Annotated in this window: 16 protein-coding genes; 12 read left to right on the forward strand and 4 right to left on the reverse strand. The window is 37.0% G+C overall.

The genetic code is table 11. The annotated features are described in order from the left end of the window. The first annotated feature begins 380 nt into the window (after nt 1-380). From SJY44_RS04075 to SJY44_RS04100, 6 genes are all read left to right on the forward strand, one after another. Entirely contained in the window at nt 381-1,160 is a 780-nt protein-coding gene (locus SJY44_RS04075; RefSeq protein WP_298923966.1) for a DUF3108 domain-containing protein, read from the forward strand. Nucleotides 1,161-1,166: 6 nt separating this feature from the next. Further along, on the forward strand, nt 1,167-2,135 hold the full coding sequence (locus tag SJY44_RS04080; RefSeq protein WP_298923968.1) for a tryptophan 2,3-dioxygenase family protein: 969 nt from the start codon (nt 1,167-1,169) through the stop codon (nt 2,133-2,135). A gap of 2 nt (nt 2,136-2,137) precedes the next feature. Then, nucleotides 2,138-3,415: a peptidoglycan DD-metalloendopeptidase family protein gene (locus SJY44_RS04085; protein WP_298923970.1), complete on the forward strand. Its 1,278-nt coding sequence runs from the start codon at nt 2,138-2,140 to the stop codon at nt 3,413-3,415. Between the two features lies 1 nt (nt 3,416). Beyond that, entirely contained in the window at nt 3,417-5,054 is a 1,638-nt protein-coding gene (gene pgi, locus SJY44_RS04090; RefSeq protein ID WP_396591378.1) for a glucose-6-phosphate isomerase, read from the forward strand. A 162-nt stretch (nt 5,055-5,216) separates the two neighbouring features. Further along, complete coding sequence (locus SJY44_RS04095) at nt 5,217-7,919, forward strand: TonB-dependent receptor (RefSeq protein WP_396591379.1); 2,703 nt, start codon at nt 5,217-5,219, stop codon at nt 7,917-7,919. Between the two features lie 90 nt (nt 7,920-8,009). Then, on the forward strand, nt 8,010-8,447 hold the full coding sequence (locus SJY44_RS04100; RefSeq protein ID WP_298923976.1) for a hypothetical protein: 438 nt from the start codon (nt 8,010-8,012) through the stop codon (nt 8,445-8,447). Here SJY44_RS04100 and SJY44_RS04105 read toward each other — a convergent pair. Next, complete coding sequence (locus SJY44_RS04105; RefSeq protein WP_396591380.1) at nt 8,444-9,484, reverse strand: endonuclease/exonuclease/phosphatase family protein; 1,041 nt, start codon at nt 9,482-9,484, stop codon at nt 8,444-8,446. The two genes, SJY44_RS04100 and SJY44_RS04105, sit on opposite strands and share 4 nt — an antisense overlap. 107 nt (nt 9,485-9,591) lie before the next feature. Between SJY44_RS04105 and SJY44_RS04110 the strand changes: the two genes are divergently transcribed. After that, nucleotides 9,592-12,324, forward strand: a complete 2,733-nt coding sequence (locus SJY44_RS04110; protein WP_396591381.1) for a TonB-dependent receptor — start codon at nt 9,592-9,594, stop codon at nt 12,322-12,324. A gap of 9 nt (nt 12,325-12,333) precedes the next feature. Further along, the gene (locus SJY44_RS04115) at nt 12,334-13,695 is read left to right on the forward strand and encodes a DUF5689 domain-containing protein (protein WP_396591382.1); all 1,362 of its coding nucleotides are present in this window, start codon (nt 12,334-12,336) and stop codon (nt 13,693-13,695) included. Nucleotides 13,696-13,707: 12 nt separating this feature from the next. Here SJY44_RS04115 and SJY44_RS04120 read toward each other — a convergent pair whose 3' ends face one another. Next, a complete protein-coding gene (locus SJY44_RS04120; protein ID WP_396591383.1) occupies nt 13,708-14,238 on the reverse strand; it encodes a hypothetical protein in 531 nt (176 codons plus the stop codon). Between the two features lie 95 nt (nt 14,239-14,333). Further along, nucleotides 14,334-14,945, reverse strand: coding sequence for a DinB family protein (locus SJY44_RS04125; RefSeq protein WP_396591384.1), 612 nt, complete (start codon nt 14,943-14,945; stop codon nt 14,334-14,336). A 331-nt stretch (nt 14,946-15,276) separates the two neighbouring features. On the opposite strand from SJY44_RS04125, the gene katG reads away from it, so the two are divergent. From katG to SJY44_RS04145, 4 genes are all read left to right on the forward strand, one after another. Beyond that, the gene (gene katG, locus SJY44_RS04130) at nt 15,277-17,496 is read left to right on the forward strand and encodes a catalase/peroxidase HPI (RefSeq protein WP_396591385.1); all 2,220 of its coding nucleotides are present in this window, start codon (nt 15,277-15,279) and stop codon (nt 17,494-17,496) included. A gap of 103 nt (nt 17,497-17,599) precedes the next feature. Further along, complete coding sequence (locus SJY44_RS04135) at nt 17,600-18,079, forward strand: ankyrin repeat domain-containing protein (protein ID WP_396591386.1); 480 nt, start codon at nt 17,600-17,602, stop codon at nt 18,077-18,079. 12 nt (nt 18,080-18,091) lie between these two features. Beyond that, nucleotides 18,092-18,715 carry an NUDIX hydrolase N-terminal domain-containing protein gene (locus tag SJY44_RS04140; RefSeq protein ID WP_396591387.1) on the forward strand — a complete coding sequence of 208 codons (624 nt, stop codon included), beginning with the start codon at nt 18,092-18,094 and terminating at the stop codon, nt 18,713-18,715. Nucleotides 18,716-18,720: 5 nt separating this feature from the next. Then, nucleotides 18,721-19,494 carry an amidohydrolase gene (locus SJY44_RS04145; RefSeq protein ID WP_396591388.1) on the forward strand — a complete coding sequence of 258 codons (774 nt, stop codon included), beginning with the start codon at nt 18,721-18,723 and terminating at the stop codon, nt 19,492-19,494. Here the strand turns inward: SJY44_RS04145 and SJY44_RS04150 are convergent. After that, nucleotides 19,481-21,100, reverse strand: a complete 1,620-nt coding sequence (locus SJY44_RS04150; protein ID WP_396591389.1) for an Ig-like domain-containing protein — start codon at nt 21,098-21,100, stop codon at nt 19,481-19,483. The two genes, SJY44_RS04145 and SJY44_RS04150, sit on opposite strands and share 14 nt — an antisense overlap. Nucleotides 21,101-21,149 lie beyond the last annotated feature (49 nt).

Consider the following 21,149-nt stretch of genomic DNA (forward strand, 5'->3'; position numbering starts at 1 on the left):
TCTCTTTTGTAAGATAAGTTTGTCAATCATTCATTTGGCAACAAATTGGAAAATCCTTCATAAGCCTTATTTTTTCTTAACAATAAGCTAAATATGCATCCCTGTTTCAAAAATTTGAAAGAAGGATAGTTAAAGTCCGTTAAAAACTTATTTTCCTACAAAACCTTGATGTATCTTTACACAACATAAGGGGTGGTTCCCTTATAACTTTAAGTATTGGTTTTTCATAATTTAAAGTTTGGTTGGTTATTTAGGAAAAGCCCAGTTTAAAGACTGGGCTTTTTTTATATATAATATTTTGGAACAAGTTTTGTTTATGTAATTGTAAACTAATCTGCTTGAAAAGGGATTTTAGTAATTTTATACTAATACACAAGACTATGAAAAAGGTTTTTATCATTTTTTCCCTCTTGCTTATAATGCCCATAACCGCGCAAAAACACCCTCCTGCGTTTAAGTCTGGGGAGTGGTTAAAATTTCGCATCCACTATGGATTTCTTAACGCCAGTTATGCAACCTTGAACCTAAGTACGGATACCATTGATAATATTCCGGTATACCATGTGGTGGGTAGAGGGAAGACCACGGGATTTGCCAGTATATTTTTTAAAGTGGATGATACCTATGAGAGTTATTTTGGCAGAACTGATGGAAAACCGTACAGGTTTATCAGAAAAATAAATGAAGGGGGATATACCAAGGATATTGAAATTGATTTTTACCACAATGAGGATCGGGCAATTTTAAAGGATAACAAGAACGGTAAGGAGTTTGATATTCCAGTACATGACAAAGTCCAAGATTTATTGTCAGCCTCTTATTATTTAAGAAATCGCTATGGACTCGAAGAATTTGAAGTTGGCCAATCCATAGATATGGATATGTTGTTTGATGATGATGGCGTTTATAAGTTTAAACTAAAATTTTTAGGAAAAGAAGTGATACGGACCAAGTTTGGGAAAGTAGAATGTCTTAAATTTAGACCCGTGGTTCAATCGGGTCGTGTTTTCAAGGAAAACGAAAGCCTTACGCTTTGGGTTTCCAATGATTTGAACAAAATTCCTGTAAGGATAAAAGCAGATCTTGCCGTTGGATCGTTAAAAGCAGATTTAGATGGCTATAATGGCCTTAGAAACCAGTTTAAAATAATAATGAGATAGTATTGAATGAAGAATGATGAGCGAATTGAGTCCCAAATCAATAAGCTTGAAGAAAAGTTTAAAAACTCTGGACAAGACTTAAGTTCTTACCTTGACGGACTCCTTTACCAACGTTACCTTACGTATTGGGACTATATTCATTTAGACACTTTACTTAGTATTCAAGTTCCAAGAACGCATTTTCCGGATGAAGAAATCTTCATCATGTACCACCAGATAACGGAGCTCTACTTCAAGCTGATTTTACATGAGCAAAAGCAAATAGTTGAAGATAAGTCCCAGGATCTAAAGTTTTTTATAGAAAAAGTCAATAGGATAAACAGTTACTTCAAAGCACTTATTTCATCTTTTAGCATTATGATCAAAGGAATGGAACGAGAGCAATTTTTGCGCTATCGCATGGCACTTCTTCCTGCAAGTGGATTTCAGTCTGCTCAATATCGTATGCTTGAGATTTATGCTACGCCCCTAGAAAATTTGGTTCATCATACGGAGCGTGAATCTTTTTCAGCAAAGGACAGTATAGAAGAACTTTTTGATCATATTTATTGGAAAAAAGGTGCGACTGATGCAGTTACTGGGGAAAAAACACTTACTCTTAAACAATTTGAGTTCCGCTATACTCCAAGATTGCTAAGAATATCTAATGAAGTTAAGACTAGTAGTATCTATCATAAGTACCTCCAACTTCCTGAAGAATCTAAAAAGAATGAAGAACTGATCAACTCATTAAAAGATTTGGATGTAAACGCTAATGTAAACTGGCCGTTGGTTCACATGGGTTCCGCCTACAGGTATTTAGCAAAAGAAAACAAAGAAGTTGATGCCACTGGAGGCACAAATTGGAAGAACTATTTACCTCCAAGCTTTCAGAAAATAATATTTTTCCCAACTTTGCACTCAGAAGATGAGAAAGATACATGGGGAAAACAATGGGTGGACCATATATTTAATCCGTCAAATAACGAAGTTTAGTAATGCAGAAATTTTTTGGGGCAATATTGACACTGCTAATCCTAGTGTCTTGTAAAGAAGAAAAAGTCTTGGTTCAGGAATTGGAACAAGAAGATCCTATTGAGAAACCAATAGTAAAACAATTTGGTTTCAATTTTGAAGAGTTTAAGGTGGTTCAAGATACCATCAGATATGGGGATAGTTTTGGTGAACTCATGCTAAAAAACAAGGTGGACTACCCTAAAATTGCAACAGTTTCCCAAAATTTTAAAGACACGTTTGACGTAAGAAAAATCATGGTTGGCAAACCATACCTAATCTTAAAATCAAGAGATACATCAGAAATAGCCGAAGTGTTTATTTATCAAAACGATAGAATCAATTATACCGTAGTTGATTTACGGGATAGTGTATCGGCCTACAAAAGCAGGAAGGAAGTAAAATATGTTGAACGTGAAGCTTCTGGGATAATAGAGACATCCTTATCCGAGGCAATTTTGGATCAAGGAATAGATTACAATGTTACATTAAACCTTTCCGAAATTTATGCGTGGACCATAGATTTCTTTAGATTGGAAAAAGGAGATAAGTTTAAGGTCATATACAAAGAAAGATATATCAATGATTCTATCTATGCTGGTGCGGAGCCAATTGAAGCTGCACTTTTTGAACATAAAGGCAAACCTATATATGCTTTTTCTTATGTTGCAGATTCACTAAAGCAAATCACCGATTATTTTGATGATGAAGCCAACAACCTTAGAAGTACATTTTTAAGAGCTCCAATAAAATTTGGGTATAGATTGTCATCCAGATACAATCTAAAACGTAGAATCGCATATTATGGCAATAGAGTAAGGCCACATAAGGGAACAGATTATGCTTCGCCTGTAGGAACCCCAATTATTGCTACAGCAGATGGAACAGTAACAGAGTCCACGAGAAGGGGAGGTAACGGGAAATATGTAAAGATCAGGCATAACGGAACCTATAGCACGCAATATTTGCATATGAAAAAGCAAAAGGTAAAAAGAGGCGAATTTGTTAGACAAGGAGACGTAATTGGCTGGGTTGGAATGACAGGAAATACAGGTGGGCCACATGTTTGCTATCGATTTTGGAAAAATGGAAGACAGGTTGACCCATTACGTGAAAAATTACCAGCAGCGGAGCCTATCGCAGACTCTTTAAGGGTAGCCTATATAGATTACATAACACCCCAAAAATGGCAATTGGATTGTATAGAGTATGTCTTGCCCACTCCCGAACCAGAAGAAAAGCTAGTAACACTTAACCCATAAAATGGCATTACCCAAAATCAACCCTACTACTACAAAAGCTTGGAGAAAACTTACAGATCATTACAATGAAATAAAGAGTGAACATTTAAGAGAAATGTTTGCTTCGGATACAGCACGTGGAAAAAAATTCACATTGCTTTGGAATGATTTTCTAGTTGATTATTCAAAAAATAGAATTACTGAAGAAACGGTATCACTGCTGTTAGAGTTAGCAGATGAAGTAGGATTAAAAGAAGCTATCTCAGCGTATTTTGGAGGTGAATTGATTAACCAAACAGAAGGAAGGGCTGTACTGCATATCGCTTTAAGAGCAAAAAAGGAAGACGAGATTTATGTCGATGGGAAGAACATTGTCACAGAAGTTTATGAAGTAAAAGAAAAGATAAAGGCCTTTTCAGATTCTGTAATTTCCGGAGATAGAAAAGGATATTCCAATAAGACCTTTACAGATGTTGTTAACATTGGAATTGGAGGGTCAGATTTAGGACCGGCAATGATCACAGAATCACTAAGATTCTATAAGAACCATTTAAAAACGCACTTTGTAAGCAATGTAGATGGTGACCATGTACATGAAATCCTAAAAGAACTAAATCCAGAAACAACTTTATTTGTTGTTGTTTCCAAAACCTTTACCACGCAAGAAACGTTAAGTAATGCCCTTACCATTAAAAAGTGGTTTTTAAATTATGGCTCAGAAAAGGATATAGCAAAACATTTTGCGGCTGTTTCTACCAATACCCAAAAAATTAAGGAGTTTGGCATTGCAGATGAGAATGTATTCCCTATGTGGGATTGGGTTGGAGGACGTTTTTCATTATGGAGCGCTGTAGGACTTTCAATTTCATTATCTGTAGGGTATAAGAATTTTGATGAGCTTTTATCCGGAGCAAATGAAATGGATGTTCATTTTAAGGAAACTCCATTTTCAGAAAACATTCCTGTTGTTTTGGCGCTACTCAGTGTTTGGTACAATAACTTTTTTGGTGCGGAAACCGAAGCTATAATTCCTTATACCCAATACCTAAATCGTTTTTCTGCGTATTTGCAGCAAGGAATTATGGAGAGTAATGGTAAAAGCATGGATAGGGCTGGGAATAGAACCAACTATGAAACAGGAACCATTATTTGGGGAGAGCCTGGAACAAATTCACAACACGCCTTTTTTCAATTGATTCATCAGGGCACTAAACTTATCCCAACAGATTTTATAGGATATAAAGAATCGCTACATGGAGAGGTCGATCATCATAATAAGTTAATGGCCAATTTCTTTGCTCAGACTGAAGCTTTAATGAACGGAAAAACTGCTAGTGAAGTAAAACACGAGCTAGAAGCACAAAATCTATCCGAAGAAGAAATAAAATCGTTGTTACCTTTCAAAATATTTGAGGGGAATAAACCCACCAATACGATTTTAATCCAAAAACTAGATCCAAAAAGCCTTGGAGCTTTGGTTGCATTGTACGAGCATAAAATCTTTGTTCAAGGGATTATTTGGAACATTTTCAGCTATGATCAATGGGGTGTTGAACTAGGTAAGCAGCTTGCCAAAAATATACTTAACGACATTGAAAGTTCAGAAATTGGCAAACATGATAGCTCAACTTTGAGCCTTTTGCATTTTTTTAAGAAATGATTTAAGATTCATAAAACTATATTCAACATCAACTTACTGTTAACCAATTGTTTGTGCTAGATTAAGAATGATTCGACATATTTTTTTTAACATTAAATTAACATAACAAACGTTAAAAAAAAAGACTTTTGCAGTGCTATTCAAATAATAAACACTGTTAAAATGAAAAAATTCTATTTATTGATTGTGGCCCTATTTGTGTCCACAATTATGTTTTCTCAAGGAACAATTACGGGTAAAGTTGTAGACGGCGAATTAGGCGGTCCGCTTCCAGGTGCTAGTGTCGTGCTTCAAGGCACTGAAAATGGAGCATCAACAGATTTTGATGGAAATTTTACTCTAGAAGTTTCTGAGAGCTCTGGTACTTTGGTTGTTTCCTACATTGGATTCATTTCCAAAAATGTATCATTTAGCACTACTGGAAGTATAGGTACAATATCCTTGGCTCCAGATGCGGAAGAACTTGAAGGTGTTATTGTAACCGGAATCTTGGATATTGCCAAGGATAGGCAGACACCTGTAGCAGTTTCAACCATTAGAGCTGCGGAGATTCAAGAAAAACTAGGGTCTCAAGAATTACCAGAAGTATTAAGGTCTACACCATCCATTTACACTACTAAAACAGGTGGTGGATATGGAGATGGAAGAATTAATGTAAGAGGTTTTGACTCTCAGAATACGGCGATTATGATCAACGGAATTCCTATTAATGATATGGAAAATGGCAGAGTATTCTGGAGTAACTGGGCTGGACTTGGTGATGTTACTACTGCAATGCAAGTACAAAGAGGACTTGGTTCTTCTAAATTGGCTATTAGCTCTGTTGGCGGAACAATAAACATCGTTACTAAAAGTACTGAGCAAGAAGAAGGTGGTAGTGTTAACTATGGTGGAGGTAATGACGGTTATATGAAAATGACTGCTTCATATAACACGGGCAAAAGCGAGAATGGATTTGCTGCTTCTATATTATTCGGAAGAACAGACGGGGACGGATACATTCAAGGAACCAAATTTGAAGCTTACAATTATTTTATAGGATTGGGATACGAACCTAATGCTAAAAATAGCTTTCAATTTGTATTAACAGGATCACCTCAGGTTCATAACCAAAGAACGTCTAGTTTCTTTAACGTGGCAACAATAGCAGACCATGTACAATATGGAGCTAGATATAACTTTAATGGGGGTACATTAAATGGAGAAGAGTTTGGATGGAGAAGAAATTTCTACCACAAACCAATTGCTTCTCTTAACTGGGAACATAAATTCAATGATAAAACTACACTTTCTACATCTGCTTACGCTTCTTATGGTAGAGGTGGCGGAACAGGAGATATAGGCTCTGGCGCTAACTTTGGTTTTGCCAGTTCTAGCAGATATAGAATACCAGAGACAGGGCAAGTAGATTACGATTTAATTTCTAGACTTAATTCTGGGGAACAAGTTACATTCTATGATGGGAATGATTATCAAATAGCACCAACAAATGGGGAGCAGATTGTTACCAGCCGTGGCGATGGAATTATAAGAAGAGCTTCTATGAACTCCCATAACTGGCTTGGTCTTATTGCAAATCTTCATACAGATATAAATGATAAGTGGAGCTGGGATGCTGGAATTGATGTAAGATCTTATAAGGGAATTCACTATAGAAGAGTAGATAATCTTTTAGGTGCCGATGGTTATTTTGATGATGATGACATCAACAATCCCGACCACACTGTTAGACAAGATGGTGTTATAACATCTGATTTTGGTTCTATTGTGAACATCTTTAAAGATATTGATGCAGAAGAAAAGATTGATTACTATAATGATGGTATAGTAAGATGGTTAGGTGCTTTTGGGCAACTAGAATATACTGATGGAGTAGTTTCTGCATTCGTACAAGGTGGAGTTTCCCAACAAGGTTTTAAAAGAATTGATTATTTTAATTATTTGGACTCTGATCCATTGCAAGAAACCGATTTTGAAAATCTATTGGGCGGAAACATTAAAGGTGGAGCTAACTTTAACTTGAATGAGGCACATAACGTTTTCTTTAATGCTGGGTACTATTCCAAGCAACCCTTGTTTGATGCGGTTTATCTTAATTTTGATAACGTATTAAACCCAGATTTGACCAATGAAAAAATACTGGGACTAGAGGCAGGATATGGTATAAACCTTGGCGATTTTAGAGCTAAAATCAATATATATAGAACTTCTTGGAAGGATAGATTTGAAACCTTGGATATTGAGACAGATCTTGGTGATGAGGGTACGGCAAACATCAATGGCGTAGAGCAAATTCACTCTGGGTTTGAATTGGAAGCAGATTATAGAGCGTCTGATATAGTACAGTTTAGGGGAATGTTGTCTTTGGGTAATTGGGAATATGGCGGTAACGCTAGTGGCGCTGCCTTGGATGATGATAGAAATGTAATTGATCCAGATGTTACTTTGTATTTGGATGATGTAAAAGTAGGAGATGCCGCTCAGTTCACTACCAATTTGGAAATGATTATTAGACCGGTTAAAAACTTAAAATTGAGTACTAACTTGTATTCTGCTTCACGATTGTTTGCGCAGATCAATGCTGAGGATTTTGATTCAGCTGATAACCAAGGTTCATTAAGATTGCCAAGCTATAGTTTGGTGGATTTTGGAGCATACTATAAGTTTAGCTTTGGTCAGAAAAAGGACTTTATAAGCATCGCTGCTAATGTAAATAACCTTTTTGATACAGAATACATTGCAGAATCTTTGACCAATAACTTTGCAGACGGGAACACGAATACTTTTAGAGGATTAGATACTAGTAACAAAGTATTCTTTGGATTTGGAAGAACTTGGAATATAAGCATGAGATACAATTTCTAGGTCCTCAACACATAATAAGATTGAAAACCCTGCCAGATGGCAGGGTTTTTTAGTTCCAAAATCCTTACTTTTAAACTTCAAACTAGTCATATGGAAATTCTACAAAACGTACACTCATATCTTGCCTATGTGGTATTGGCGATATTAATTCTTGCTGTTTTTAATGCCTTAAAGGGATGGTTGGGTAAGAAAGAGTTTACCATGGAAAAAGACCTAAGGGTAAGTCTTTTTGCCTTGATCTTGAGCCATATTCAATTGTTGATAGGGCTATTGCTATATTTTATATCGGATAATGGCTTAAAAGCGATACAGACGTTGGGTATGGGCGGTTTAAATGCTGCTGCACGCCTTTTGGCTTTAGAACATCCTTTAATGAATATAATCGCTATAGTTCTGATTACCATTGGCTGGTCTAGGCATAAGAAAAAGACAGAAGATGCTGCTAAGTTTAAAAGTATCGCCGTCTTTTACGGCTTGGGACTACTATTTATTTTAAGCCGTATTCCTTGGGGGCAGTGGTTTAATTAAAAGCCCCTTTCTTTCAGTAAAAATAAGTAGACAGGAAAGTGGTCACTATATCCTCCTAGGTAATTAGTGCCGGAATATGTTCTAAGGGGATACCCTTTAAATTTCCCTTTGATTGTCTTCATATATGGTGGTGAATAGATTCCAGATTTCCAAAAGGAATGTTCTTGCTTGCTTTCGTTTATTAAATTTGAAGTCATGAAAAATTGGTCAAAAAGATTCCATTTATCCCTATAGGCCAATGACCCATAACCTTTTTTAAAGAGCTTTTCCATAGGATTAAAAAGGCTTAAACTATCCAATTGATTTTCTTTACCAGTAGTACTCAGTATTTTTTTTAAGCTATCATCCCTTGGGTCATCATTAAAATCTCCCATACTAATGATTTTAGCATTCCAATTTAATCCTTGTATGGAATCAATAATACGTTTGTTCAATAGGGCAGCTTTAATTCTATTGGGCTTGCTTTTGGTAGCTCCACCCCTTCTGGAGGGCCAATGGTTTACAATAAAATAAAACTCTTCATTATCCAGTATCCCTCCAACTACAAGTTGGTCCCTAGTATAAATTCTTTGTGACATATCATCAAATAAAAGCAGTCTATGACTTTTAAAAGAAGTTGGTAAATAGGCAGTTTTTTTAAAGAGTAAGGCTACATCAATACCACGTCTATCTGGAGAATCAAAATGGACAATTCCATAATCTTTGTCCAATAAGTTGGGATGATGAATTAAATCTTCAACAACACTTCTTTTCTCAACTTCGCACAAACCAATAATATCGGGAGATGTTTTCGAAGTCCCCTCACCTATTTTTGAAAGGACCTTTGAGATGTTTTCAATTTTCTTTTGGTATTTGTCTTGAGTCCAGTTATAGCTGCCATTTGGAGTACGGTCGTCATCAAAAGTCAAAGAATCGTTTGTAGTGTCAAAAAGGTTTTCAACATTATAAAATGCTATGGTTCTTACCGTATAGTTTTTTTGGGAATGAGCGGTAAATGAAATACAGGTTAGGACGATTAGGGAAAATAAAAGTTGCATGTAGGTTTTGATTTTAAATCGAAAATAGTTAAGATTGTTTGTTTTTCGGACAAAAAAGAAGGACAATAACCCCAACCCTTATTAAATTAACCTACGATAGCTAGCCTATGAGAACTGCTATGTTCTTGCTGGTATTCTGCTGTGCAGCACAACTGTATAGTCAAAGTACTATTATTTCTGGAAGTCTAAAGGAAAAGGGCACAAAAGCCCCTATCCAGAATGCCATTGTTGCCATAGATGGCTTCTCCAAAGAATCTTTTACCGGGGTAAATGGTCATTTTACATTTGAGACTTCGCTAGTTGGGGAGCACATTTTAAAAATCATTGTTCCAGATTTTATTTCCAAGAGTTTTGCAATTTCTTTAGATGGACAGAACATAGATTTAGGAGAAGTTTTCCTTGAAAAAGATATAGTTCGAGAAAATACGGACAACCTCATTGTCTTGTCGGATGGTGAACTTGCTGATGACGAAGAAACTATTTCGGGTTCGTCGGGAATCTTACAATCCAGTAAAGACATATTTCTTAAAAGGGCAGCATTTGATTTTGGTCAAGCATTCTTTAAGGTAAGAGGCTACGATTCAAGCAATGGTCAAGTTTTACTTAATGGTATTCCCATGAACAAGTTTTATGATGGAAGACCACAATGGAATAACTGGGGCGGACTCAATGATGTCATTCGAAATCAGGAATTCACCAATGCATTGTCTGTTAACACATATACTTTTGGAGGGATACTAGGTAATACCAACATTAATACTAGACCCTCTGGATTAAGACCGGGAATAAGGTTATCAGGCTCTATGTCAAATCGTACATACAGAAGTCGTTTAATGGCTACCTATAATTCAGGATTAAAAAATAATGGATTGGCCTACACATTTTCTTCGTCAAGAAGATGGTCTAATACTGGTTATGTTGATGGCACTTTGTATGATGCCTATTCTTTTTTTGGCTCTTTGGAGTGTAAAATAAATGATAAAAATACTTTGGCCTTAACCTCACTTTTGGCTAGAAACAGGCGTGGGCGCTCTGCGGCCATAACGGAAGAAGTTTTTGATTTGGTAGGGAATCAATACAATCCCTATTGGGGAAATCAAGGTGGGAAAATCCGAAATTCAAGGGAACGCAATATTTTTGAACCTCTGTTTATGTTGAATCACTTTCTGCAGTCTAAAAAATTAACTTGGACATCAGGAATTGCTTATCAGTTTGGAAAAAATGCCCGAGGCAGACTAGGCTATTATAATGCCCCAAATCCTGACCCTACCTACTATAGATATTTACCAAGTTTTTATATTAATAGCCCTATAGGAGCAGATTTCAACAATGCTTCTTTGGCGAAAGAAGGGTTTTTAAAGAACCCACAAGTTCAATGGAGTCGTTTATATACTGCTAATTTATCTAGTGAAGGCAAAGCAGCTTATTTGCTTTATGATGATGTAGTTAAGAATAAGGAAATTACATTTTCAAGTGTCATGGATTACAATTTAAATGAACACGTTCAATTAGGTATTGGCGGTAATTTTAAAAAATTGTCTTCTGAAAATTTTGCTGAGATTCAAGATTTGTTGGGAGCAAGTTTTCATGAAGACATTGATTCTTTTTCTAACACATTGAATGATGTTAACGGAAGTTCATCAAAAACTGACGGAGAAAAATTCAATTACCATTATAAAATAGATGCTACTCACTTAGTTGGTTTTGGTCAAATGAGCCTAAACTTTAAACGCTGGAAGAGTTTTGTTTCTGGCTCTTTTTCAAGTTTTGGTGCTCGACGGAATGGATTGTTTCAAAATGAACGTTTTTTTGAAAACTCCTTGAGCAATAGCGAGAAAGTTTCATTTTCCAGTTTCGCGCTTAAATCTGGAGTAACGTATTTTTATTCTGGAAGGCATTGGCTGACCGTCAACGGTGCTGTCGTAAATAAGCCTCCAACACTTCAAAACATATTTATCAATCCAAGGGAAAATAACGACATAGTTCCAGAAATTCAAACCGAAAAAATTACAACAATAGATTTAAGTTATTTCATTCGGTTACCTGATTTAACAGGAAGAGTAAGTGCATTCTATACACGATTTCAGAATACTACGGACATCAATTTCTTTTTTGTTAATTCTGGTGTGGGGTCGGATTTTGTCCAGGAAGTAATCACAGCTTTGGATAAACTGCATAAAGGAATAGAGCTAGGGCTAGAATATCAGGTTTCGGCCAATGTAAAATTATCCGCGGCCGGAAACGTCGGAGAATATATTTATGCAAGTGATCCTTCAGTTCATATAAATTTTGATACAGCAGGTGCCGAAGAAGATTTAATTGACCCAGAAGGAAATATAGACTTGGGTATTGCCAAGTTAAAGGATTTAAAACTCGCTCAGGGACCGCAAACTGCTTTTGCTTTAGGGGTAGAATATAGGAGTCCAAAATATTGGTGGATTGGAGCAACTACTAATTATTTAGCGAACAACTTTATAAATATTTCCACAATTACCCGCACGCAAAGTTTTCTGTTAGATTCTGATACTGGAGAGCGTTTTCCAGAAGCTACTGATGAAAATGTGACTCGTATTTTAAAGCAGCAAAAACTAGATGACTTTTATCTATTGAATGTAGTGGGAGGAAAATCATGGATAGTCAATAAAAAATACATTAGTGCATTTGTGAGTGTGAACAATGTCTTTGATCAAGTTTTTAAATCAGGGGGCTACGAGCAGAGCAGAAACGGAAATTATGGGCAGTTAAAACAGGATAATTTGAGTGGAACTCCCTCATTTGCGCCTAAATATTGGTATGGTTACGGAAGAACCTATTTTTTGAATTTGGCAATAAGTTTTTAATTAAGAACAATGGTTAAAAAGTCGATTTATATAGTGATTGTGCTCTGTTTCACATTTCTTTCTTGCGTAAAGAATAGTGATTTTAATGACATAGTAAATGGTTGTATTGATGACTTGGAAGCCAACGCCACTTTTGAGGAAGTGGAAGCTTTATATATAGAAGAGACGGTTCAAATTAAGGAAGATTGGATAATAGAAGGATATGTTATTTCCTCGGACAAAGCTGGAAATTTTTTTGGTGTGCTTCATTTTCAGGATCATCCTACAAATCCGGCACATGGTTTTCAAATAGAAATTGATTTAAGAGATTCACATTTGTTCTTTGAAGCAGGAAGCAGGATTTTGATAAAATTAAAAGGATTGTATTTGGGAAAAAGTGGAGAAGCGTTTAAACTTGGCGGCACCTTTACAGCGTTTGGAAATATCTCCGTAGGACGACTACCGGTATTAAAAATCCCAGAACACATTTTCCTGTTATGTAATAATGCCGATGAAGTGAAACCGGTTTTGGTAGATTTCGAGAATGTGGAAGATTTAAGGACCAATACTTTGGTGAAATTTGAGAAAATGGAGATAGTGGAGGAAGAATTGGGGAATTCTTTTGCAATTGCAAAAGAAGAAACCGAACGAGCTCTTGAAAATTGTGTTGAAAAGAAGATTGTTATTGTGAATAGTGGCTTTTCGGATTTTCAAAAGGAGATTTTACCTGAAGGGAATGGAACAATCACAGGAGTTTTGATAAAAAATGGAGACGAGTTGCAACTGATTGTTCGAGATTTAGAGGATATTAATTTTACGAATGACCGTTGCCCAGAAATCATAACGGAATTCACTTCAACAGCAATTTTTATTTCGGAATTGGCAGACCCAGATAATAACACGAGCGCCCGTTTTGTGGAGCTGTACAATTCAGCATCAGAACCTTTGGATTTAAACAAATGGATATTACGTCGTTATACCAATGATAAAACAGACATTAGCTCTACTATTGATTTATCTGGATTTGTAATTAATGCAGAAAGCACGTTGGTAATATCTCCCAATGCAAACGAGTTTGAACTAATCTATGGCTTTCCTCCTGACTTAGGTGTGTCAACAAACAGTCCTGCAGATTCAAACGGAGATGATAATCTGGAATTAGTGGATCCATTTGCCACTGTGGTCGATGTATTTGGAATTATTGGTGAAGATGGGTCAAACACCAATCACGAATTTGAAGATGGTAGGGCTGTCCGTAATGCTAATATTTTAGAAGGAAACCCTAACTATACCTTTGACGAATGGATTATTCATAATGATACAGGTGATGCCGGAACAACGAACCAGCCTCAAAACGCCCCAGAGGATTTTACTCCGGGGATAAGGGATTAATCTATTTAGAATTTAAAAAGGACGATAGTTAAACTTTTGTCCACCAACAGAAGCATCTGCCATTAAACCTGCTTTTGGCAAAGCAAAAACGGCAACCCCTTCTTTGTATTTGGCATTAAAAGCGATGCCAGATTTTAGTGCTACGGCAGAAGTCTCAGCAGCAAATTGGAACTTTCCTTCTTTAAAGCGCTCTAGGTCCACTTCAGTTTCAAAAAAGATAACTTCAATAATGGCCTGTCCTCCAGCTTGTAGCCCTACATTAAGTTTTTTAAGACCGGCCATACCAACCCTCTCACCTGCTTCATAGACTACACCATTACCGGAAGCACCTCCAATAATAAAACCTCCTTTACCTACATTTGGAAATAGAACATACCCTGCAGAATTCTCAAAGAAACGTTCAAGGCCACTATCTGCACTTAAAAGTGTCTTTTGGGCTTTTTTGGCATCGTTCACTATTTTTCTATCCTTCTTGGTCTGGGCGTTCGCGCTTGCCATCATCAATAACATTCCAACTAACACAAGAGACTTAAGTACTTTCATTTTATATGTTTAAAGTATATTGAGTGTAAAAGTAAAAAAATAGGCCCCTACTGTATGAGAAGAGGCCTATTTTTAGGGATATCTTAAGAACTATACTATTTCCCTTTGGGGAAAAGTTTATTGGCCATTATCTCTTCCATTTGCTTTACATGGCGTTCTGTGTGTCCGGCCATAAAGATGACTACCTGCAACCCATCAACGGTTCCAAAAGGTAGATCACTACAATAACGATTTCTTAGGTCATCCTGCGTGGTATTTACGTATTTAATGTGCTCATCCCTTTTATCCATAAAAGCCTTAACGGTAGCCTCATGAGAACCAAACTTACCACTTGGCTCAAAAGGTTCACCCGTTTTTACTTTATTACTTCGATCCACAATTATTCCCATAAGTTGATCATCTTTAAATTTTAGAGAGTCTTTCAATGCAGGGTTTGGACCGGCAGCAACGGTTTTTTGGATTAATCCACCAAAAGCATTTTCAGAAATAGCAAGGTGCTCCGCGCATTCCGCAATGGACCAAGCTTCTTCTTCTGGTTTAAAATTCAATTGTTCCTCAGTAAGTCCTTCAAGAACTTTAGCCATGTGGTCACGTGTTTCCATTAAGTGTTTAGTGGCCATTTTACGCTCATCATCAGTAAGCTTAAAAGTATCTGTACTAAAGCTAAAAAGCAATAGCGCAATCATTGGTAAAATTAGTTTTTTCATGTGTGATAGGATTTAAAATTAATTATGGGTTTATAGTGTTCTAATGTATAGACGGTTAAAGGTATTGCAATTGGACATGTTTGAAAATTATTTTACAAAAAGATAAACAAGTGCAAATATCAAATATACAGCATATTTATGCCATCATAGGGGGCATATGTGCCAAATGGAAGCGCAATTTATGCTAAAAACACTATTTATACAGGTATTCTCAAGACATAAAGAATACCTATGTTTTAATAGTATTTTAATATGAATTGCCTATAATGGGAGCAACTGTTTTCTTAATTTTATGAAGGCTTAAAAATCATATTTAAACAACAATACTATCATGAGTAAAAATGAAACAAAATCATCAAATGGAGCAAGTGGATGCCCATTTATGGGTGGAGCTTTAAACCAAAGTGCTGGGGGTGGCACATCTAACCGTGATTGGTGGCCAAACCAGTTAAAATTGAACATTCTTCGTCAAAATTCTTCATTGTCCAACCCAATGGAAGAGGATTTCGACTATGCTGAGGAGTTTAAGACTTTGGACCTACAAGCGGTAAAACAAGATTTATATGATTTAATGACCACATCACAGGATTGGTGGCCGGCAGATTATGGTCATTATGGACCTTTCTTTATTCGTATGGCTTGGCATAGTGCTGGTACATATCGTATTCAAGATGGTCGTGGAGGTGCAGGTTCAGGTTCTCAACGTTTTGCGCCCTTAAATAGCTGGCCAGACAACGGAAACTTAGATAAGGCACGTTTATTATTATGGCCTATCAAACAGAAGTACGGAAAAAAACTTTCTTGGGCAGATTTATTGATTCTTGCGGGTAACTGTGCATTAGAATCCATGGGCTTTGAAACATTTGGTTTTGGAGGCGGTAGAGAAGACATCTGGGAGCCAGAACAAGACATATATTGGGGTTCTGAAACAGAATGGATGGGAGATGACAAACGTTACTCTGGAGATAGAGAACTAGAAAACCCTCTTGGAGCCTCTCATATGGGCCTTATCTATGTGAATCCAGAAGGTCCAGGTGGACAACCTGACCCGATTGGTTCAGGGTATGATATTAGAGAAACCTTTGGCCGAATGGCGATGAATGATGAAGAAACAGTAGCCTTGACTGCAGGGGGTCATACCTTTGGAAAAGCTCACGGTGCTGCAGACCCAAATAAATATGTAGGGGCAGAACCTGCAGGTGCTCCTATTGAAGAAATGAGTATGGGTTGGAAGAACTCTTATGGCACAGGTGTTTTAGATGATGCAATCACCAGTGGAATAGAAGGTGCATGGACACCAAACCCAATTAAATGGGATCATGACTATTTTGAAGTGTTGTTGAACTATGATTGGGAATTGACAAAAAGTCCTGCGGGAGCACATCAATGGACGCCAACAGCAGCATCAAAGGCAAAAATGGCACCGAGAGCAGGTGATGCTTCTAAGGAACAGCCCCTGATGATGACAACAGCAGACATGGCGATGAAGATGGATCCTGCATATCTAGCTATCTCCAAACGTTTTCATAAAAACCCAAAAGAGTTTGAAGATGCCTTTGCACGAGCGTGGTTTAAATTAACGCACCGTGATATGGGGCCTATCGCACGCTATTTAGGGTCAGAAGTACCTTCAGAAGAATTGATTTGGCAAGATCCAGTTCCTGTGGTTGCCCATGAATTAGTTAATGATGCCGATATCGCAGCATTGAAAGCCAATATATTAGCTTCAGGACTTTCAGTATCTGAATTGGTATCTACAGCTTGGGCGTCAGCTTCAACTTTCCGTGGATCAGACAAAAGAGGTGGAGCCAATGGCGGACGTATTCGTCTTGCACCGCAGAAAGATTGGGAAGTCAACAACCCAGAGCAATTAGCCAAAGTATTGGATACACTAGGAAGAATTCAAAAAGAATTCAATAGTACTTCTGACAAAGAAGTTTCTATTGCTGACTTGATTGTTCTAGGCGGATCTGCAGGTATTGAACAGGCGGCTAAAAACGCTGGCAAGGATATAACAGTTCCTTTTACTCCAGGTAGAGGAGATTCTTCTCAAGAGCAAACAGATGTAGAATCGTTTGAAGCCCTTAGACCTTTGGCTGATGGATTTAGAAACTATATTACGCCTAACCATGCCACATCTGGAGAAGAATTGTTGGTAGATAGAGCGCAATTGTTAACGCTTACAGTACCAGAAATGACTGTTCTTGTTGGAGGATTGCGAGTGATGGATGTAAATCACAATCAATCTCAACATGGTGTTTTTACTAAACGCGCTGGATCACTGACCAATGACTTTTTTATAAACGTACTTGATTTGAGCACTAAATGGGAAGCCACCTCAGAAGCGGACAATGTATTTGCTGGCCGTGATCGTGCTACCGGAGAAGTAAAATGGGCTGGTACCCGTGCCGACCTTATTTTTGGATCTAATACAGAACTAAGAGCTATAGCTGAGGTTTATGCGTCAGAAGATTCTAAAGAGCGATTCTTAAAGGATTTTGTTGCGGCATGGACCAAGGTAATGAACCTAGATCGTTTTGATTTGGCTTAGTATTGGAATAGTATTGAAAGAAAATTAGAAAAAGAAAATTAATACATAAGACTGCCATAACCACTTACGGTTGTGGCAGTTTTTTTATACCTTTCCATAGCAAATGAACAAGAAAGAAGACTTTTTCAATCAAATAAGAAATGGCAACGTTACAGCGGTTGAAGAACTGTTAGGAACCAATATGGAATTGTTGGAATCGAGAGACGAAAGAGGTTCTACCCCATTAATTCTGGCTACATACTACGAGCATGAAAAAATTACTGAACTATTGCTAAAAAAAGGAGCTAAGATTGATTCCAAAGACGGATCAGGCAATACGGCATTAATGGGTGTATGTTTCAAAGGGTTTACCAGCATAGCAAAATTATTGATTGAAGCAGGGGCCAATGTTAACCAAACCAATGCCATGGGTGCCACCTGTCTTATTTATGCTGCCACATTTAATCGAATTGAGATTGCCCAGTTGCTCTTGGAGAACGGCGTAGATACTTCAACAAAAGATACAAGGGGAAATACAGCCTTGGATCATGCCAAAATGCAGGGCATAAAACCATTAATACAATTACTTGAAACCAAAGGTTAACAAACATATTTAATGGATTCAAAAGAACAACTCAACCTTGTTAAACGAATAAAGGCTATTTCCGAAACAGGTTTGGTGTATGCCACTGATCTATATGCTAGGGAACGATATGAGGAACTAAAGCAGATCAGTCTCAAGTTAATGGCCTACATGGCAGATTCGCCGATAGAAGTTCTACAAGATTTCTTTATGCCGGAAGAAGATTATCCTACTCCCAAAGTAGACGTAAGAGGTTTTGTTTTGAACGATAGAGATGAAATTTTAATGGCCAAGGAAAGTATAGATAGTAAATGGACCATTCCCGGAGGTTGGGCAGATATAGGAAATACACCATCGGAAATCGCCAATAAAGAAATTGAAGAAGAAACGGGAATAAAAACGGAGGTAGTAAGGCTTTTGGCTGTTTATGATAAGCAGGTGCATCCGCATCCTCCAGAGCCGTATTATATCTATAAACTTATTTTCTTGTGTAGAATAACGGGTGGAGGACTAAAAGCAGGTTTTGATATGCTTGGAGCTGACTTTTTTCCTTTGGATAATCTTCCAGAGCTTTCAGAAGATAGAATCTTGGAAAGCCAATTGAAGCATTTGTTCCAATTGACCAAAGCTTCAGAATCTGAGGTATATTTTGATTGAAAAAAATGTCAGGACAACTTAAAATAGCACTTGTACAATCCCACTTACTTTGGGAAAATCCTCAAGCAAATAGAGATGCCTTCTCTGAAAAAATCGACTCCATTACAGAAGAGATAGATTTAATTGTTCTACCAGAGATGTTTTCTACAGGCTTTACCATGAGTCCTGAAAACATTGAAGCCAAGGAAAGTGAGGAGACTTTAGAATGGATGCAACAACAGGCAAAAAAGAAGAATACAGCCATTGTTGGAAGTATGGTTTTTGCAGAAAATGCCAAAAACTTTAATAGACTGTTTTTTGTCTACCCCAATGGAGAATATAAAAGCTATGATAAAAAACATACGTTTACTTTAGCAGGTGAGGATAAAGTATACAAGGCCGGAAATAAAAAATTAATTATTGAATACAAAGGGTATAAAATCTGTCCTTTAGTTTGCTATGATCTTCGGTTTCCTGTATGGGCCAGAAATGTGGAAGATTATGATGTGCTTATTTATGTTGCCAACTGGCCCAAACCACGCATTGCCGCTTGGGATACCTTGTTAAAAGCACGAGCCATAGAAAATATGTCCTATTGTATAGGGGTAAACAGAATTGGTTTGGACGGACTAGGATATGAATATTCTGGGCATTCAGCGGCCTATGATGTGTTAGGACACCAAATAGCGTACTCAGAGAAAGAAGAAATTCTATATGCAACCTTGGATAAAGATCATATACATTCCACTAGAAATAAATTAAAATTCTTGGAAGATAGGGATCAATTTAATCTGTTATGATGAAGGTCTGCTCCAACTCCCAGTTAGCACGTACATCAATAACATCCGGATAGTAACTCACCTTTTCAGGCTGAAGTTTTTTAAGATAGCTCCCGGTATCCCAAACACCATTCCCATTATCATCAAAAATAACACGAATCATATACTTTCCTGGTTCCAAATTATTAAACTCAAGAACCTTGGGCACGGTTGCCAAAAGTTCACGTTGAGTTTCTCCCTGTTCATTGGTTAATTGTGCAATCAAAGGATAACGCACATTACCACTTATATTTACACTTAAGTTTCCAAAATCAGCATAACTGCCCACAGAAAAACTATAATCCAAAGTGTCATTTACCATCCCAAAAAAATCAGTAATTGCTCCTGGGAAAAAAGCAAAACGATATCGTTGATTGGGCTCAACATCAAAATCAAAATCGAACTTGTTGTTTATAGAATCTCGAGTATAAGTATACGGAGCCAATAAAGAGTCATTGAGTACCAGGCCAACTTGGGTGGTATCTAAACGAACCAATGGGGTATTGCCAAGAACACTAAAACTTTCTTCAAAATTAAATTTGCCCCTAACGCTAGAACTAAGTGTTATGGAATCTAGCGGCAGTTTTCTTGTTTTAACAGTGAAAGTGTCAATTCTTTGAAGTTTTTCATTGCTTATTTTGAAAATAATGGAATCCAAGTCTGTTGGAGTAAGCCAATAATGCAATGTATCCTTTTCCCTGTCTTTTAATAGTACTGTTTTTACAGAATCCGGTAGATTGGTCAAAGTCTCAATTTTAATATCTCTGTGGTCTCCCTGAAATCCAAATAAAATGTGGTTTTTGGCCACATAGCTAGGAACGGAAATATTATACCCCGGTTGTTCTAGAAACAGATTCAATAAATAGATAGAATCCGTTGGTATAGTGATTGTATCCTGTAAAAAACCAATTTTATCCTGTCTTTGGTCAAAGATGTTGTTTTTATTTACATCCTTGATCCCTACCATTGCATATTGACCAGCCTTAAGGTTTTTGAGTTCAAAAAACGGAAGACTATCCAGCGTATTTGTAATATAGTTGGGAGGGCTTTTATAAATAGTAGAATCCGTATAGGCCGTGTCTAGCTCATACAGCATTACACTTATAAATTCATCCGCTTTACGGTTAAAAGCATCTTTTACTGCTCCAGATACGGTTAAGGAATCTATATAGGAACCAGTTGAAAAAACATAGGTTAAAAAACTATTGGGATTACCTTCGTTATTATCAACAATACTTTGTCCAAAATTTAGTGTGTACGTCGTATTTTCTTTTAGCGTATCCTTCAGAATAACTTCAATGTACTTACTTGCCCCGCCTAGTGGTCTAACTTCAGGAAGATTTTTTAAAGGAGGTGATACAATAAGCTGGTTTTGAACGTCTTCCAGTTTGATGAATTCATCAAAATACAAGCGTATTTTTTTAGCCTTAAAATTGGTGGAGAAATTCTCAGGCTCGGTACGTAAGAGTTCCGGTGGAGTTTTATCTTCTGGCCCTCCTGTTGGGTTTCCCCTTTTAGCACATTGCCAAAGGGCCAAACCTATTAAGGTAAGAAAGATAAAGCTCAGTAGTTTTTTCAGGTATTGCATGTTAAAAACTAGTCTGGAACAAAGAAACAACTAATTTAAAAATTGAAAA

This window comes from Allomuricauda sp. R78024, assembly GCF_044596045.1.
Taxonomy (GTDB): domain Bacteria; phylum Bacteroidota; class Bacteroidia; order Flavobacteriales; family Flavobacteriaceae; genus Flagellimonas.

Excerpts from the sequence above, each read along its gene's own strand:
- SJY44_RS04135 (WP_396591386.1), top strand. The coding sequence starts at position 17,600 with ATGAACAAGAAAGAAGACTTTTTCAATCAAATAAGAAATGGCAACGTT.
- SJY44_RS04100 (WP_298923976.1), top strand. The coding sequence starts at position 8,010 with ATGGAAATTCTACAAAACGTACACTCATATCTTGCCTATGTGGTATTG.
- SJY44_RS04145 (WP_396591388.1), top strand. The coding sequence starts at position 18,721 with ATGTCAGGACAACTTAAAATAGCACTTGTACAATCCCACTTACTTTGG.
- SJY44_RS04150 (WP_396591389.1), bottom strand. The coding sequence starts at position 21,100 with ATGCAATACCTGAAAAAACTACTGAGCTTTATCTTTCTTACCTTAATA.
- SJY44_RS04125 (WP_396591384.1), bottom strand. The coding sequence starts at position 14,945 with ATGAAAAAACTAATTTTACCAATGATTGCGCTATTGCTTTTTAGCTTT.
- SJY44_RS04110 (WP_396591381.1), top strand. The coding sequence starts at position 9,592 with ATGAGAACTGCTATGTTCTTGCTGGTATTCTGCTGTGCAGCACAACTG.
- SJY44_RS04120 (WP_396591383.1), bottom strand. The coding sequence starts at position 14,238 with ATGAAAGTACTTAAGTCTCTTGTGTTAGTTGGAATGTTATTGATGATG.
- pgi (WP_396591378.1), top strand. The coding sequence starts at position 3,417 with ATGGCATTACCCAAAATCAACCCTACTACTACAAAAGCTTGGAGAAAA.
- SJY44_RS04095 (WP_396591379.1), top strand. The coding sequence starts at position 5,217 with ATGAAAAAATTCTATTTATTGATTGTGGCCCTATTTGTGTCCACAATT.
- SJY44_RS04115 (WP_396591382.1), top strand. The coding sequence starts at position 12,334 with ATGGTTAAAAAGTCGATTTATATAGTGATTGTGCTCTGTTTCACATTT.
- SJY44_RS04105 (WP_396591380.1), bottom strand. The coding sequence starts at position 9,484 with ATGCAACTTTTATTTTCCCTAATCGTCCTAACCTGTATTTCATTTACC.
- SJY44_RS04140 (WP_396591387.1), top strand. The coding sequence starts at position 18,092 with ATGGATTCAAAAGAACAACTCAACCTTGTTAAACGAATAAAGGCTATT.
- SJY44_RS04075 (WP_298923966.1), top strand. The coding sequence starts at position 381 with ATGAAAAAGGTTTTTATCATTTTTTCCCTCTTGCTTATAATGCCCATA.
- SJY44_RS04080 (WP_298923968.1), top strand. The coding sequence starts at position 1,167 with ATGAAGAATGATGAGCGAATTGAGTCCCAAATCAATAAGCTTGAAGAA.
- SJY44_RS04085 (WP_298923970.1), top strand. The coding sequence starts at position 2,138 with ATGCAGAAATTTTTTGGGGCAATATTGACACTGCTAATCCTAGTGTCT.
- katG (WP_396591385.1), top strand. The coding sequence starts at position 15,277 with ATGAGTAAAAATGAAACAAAATCATCAAATGGAGCAAGTGGATGCCCA.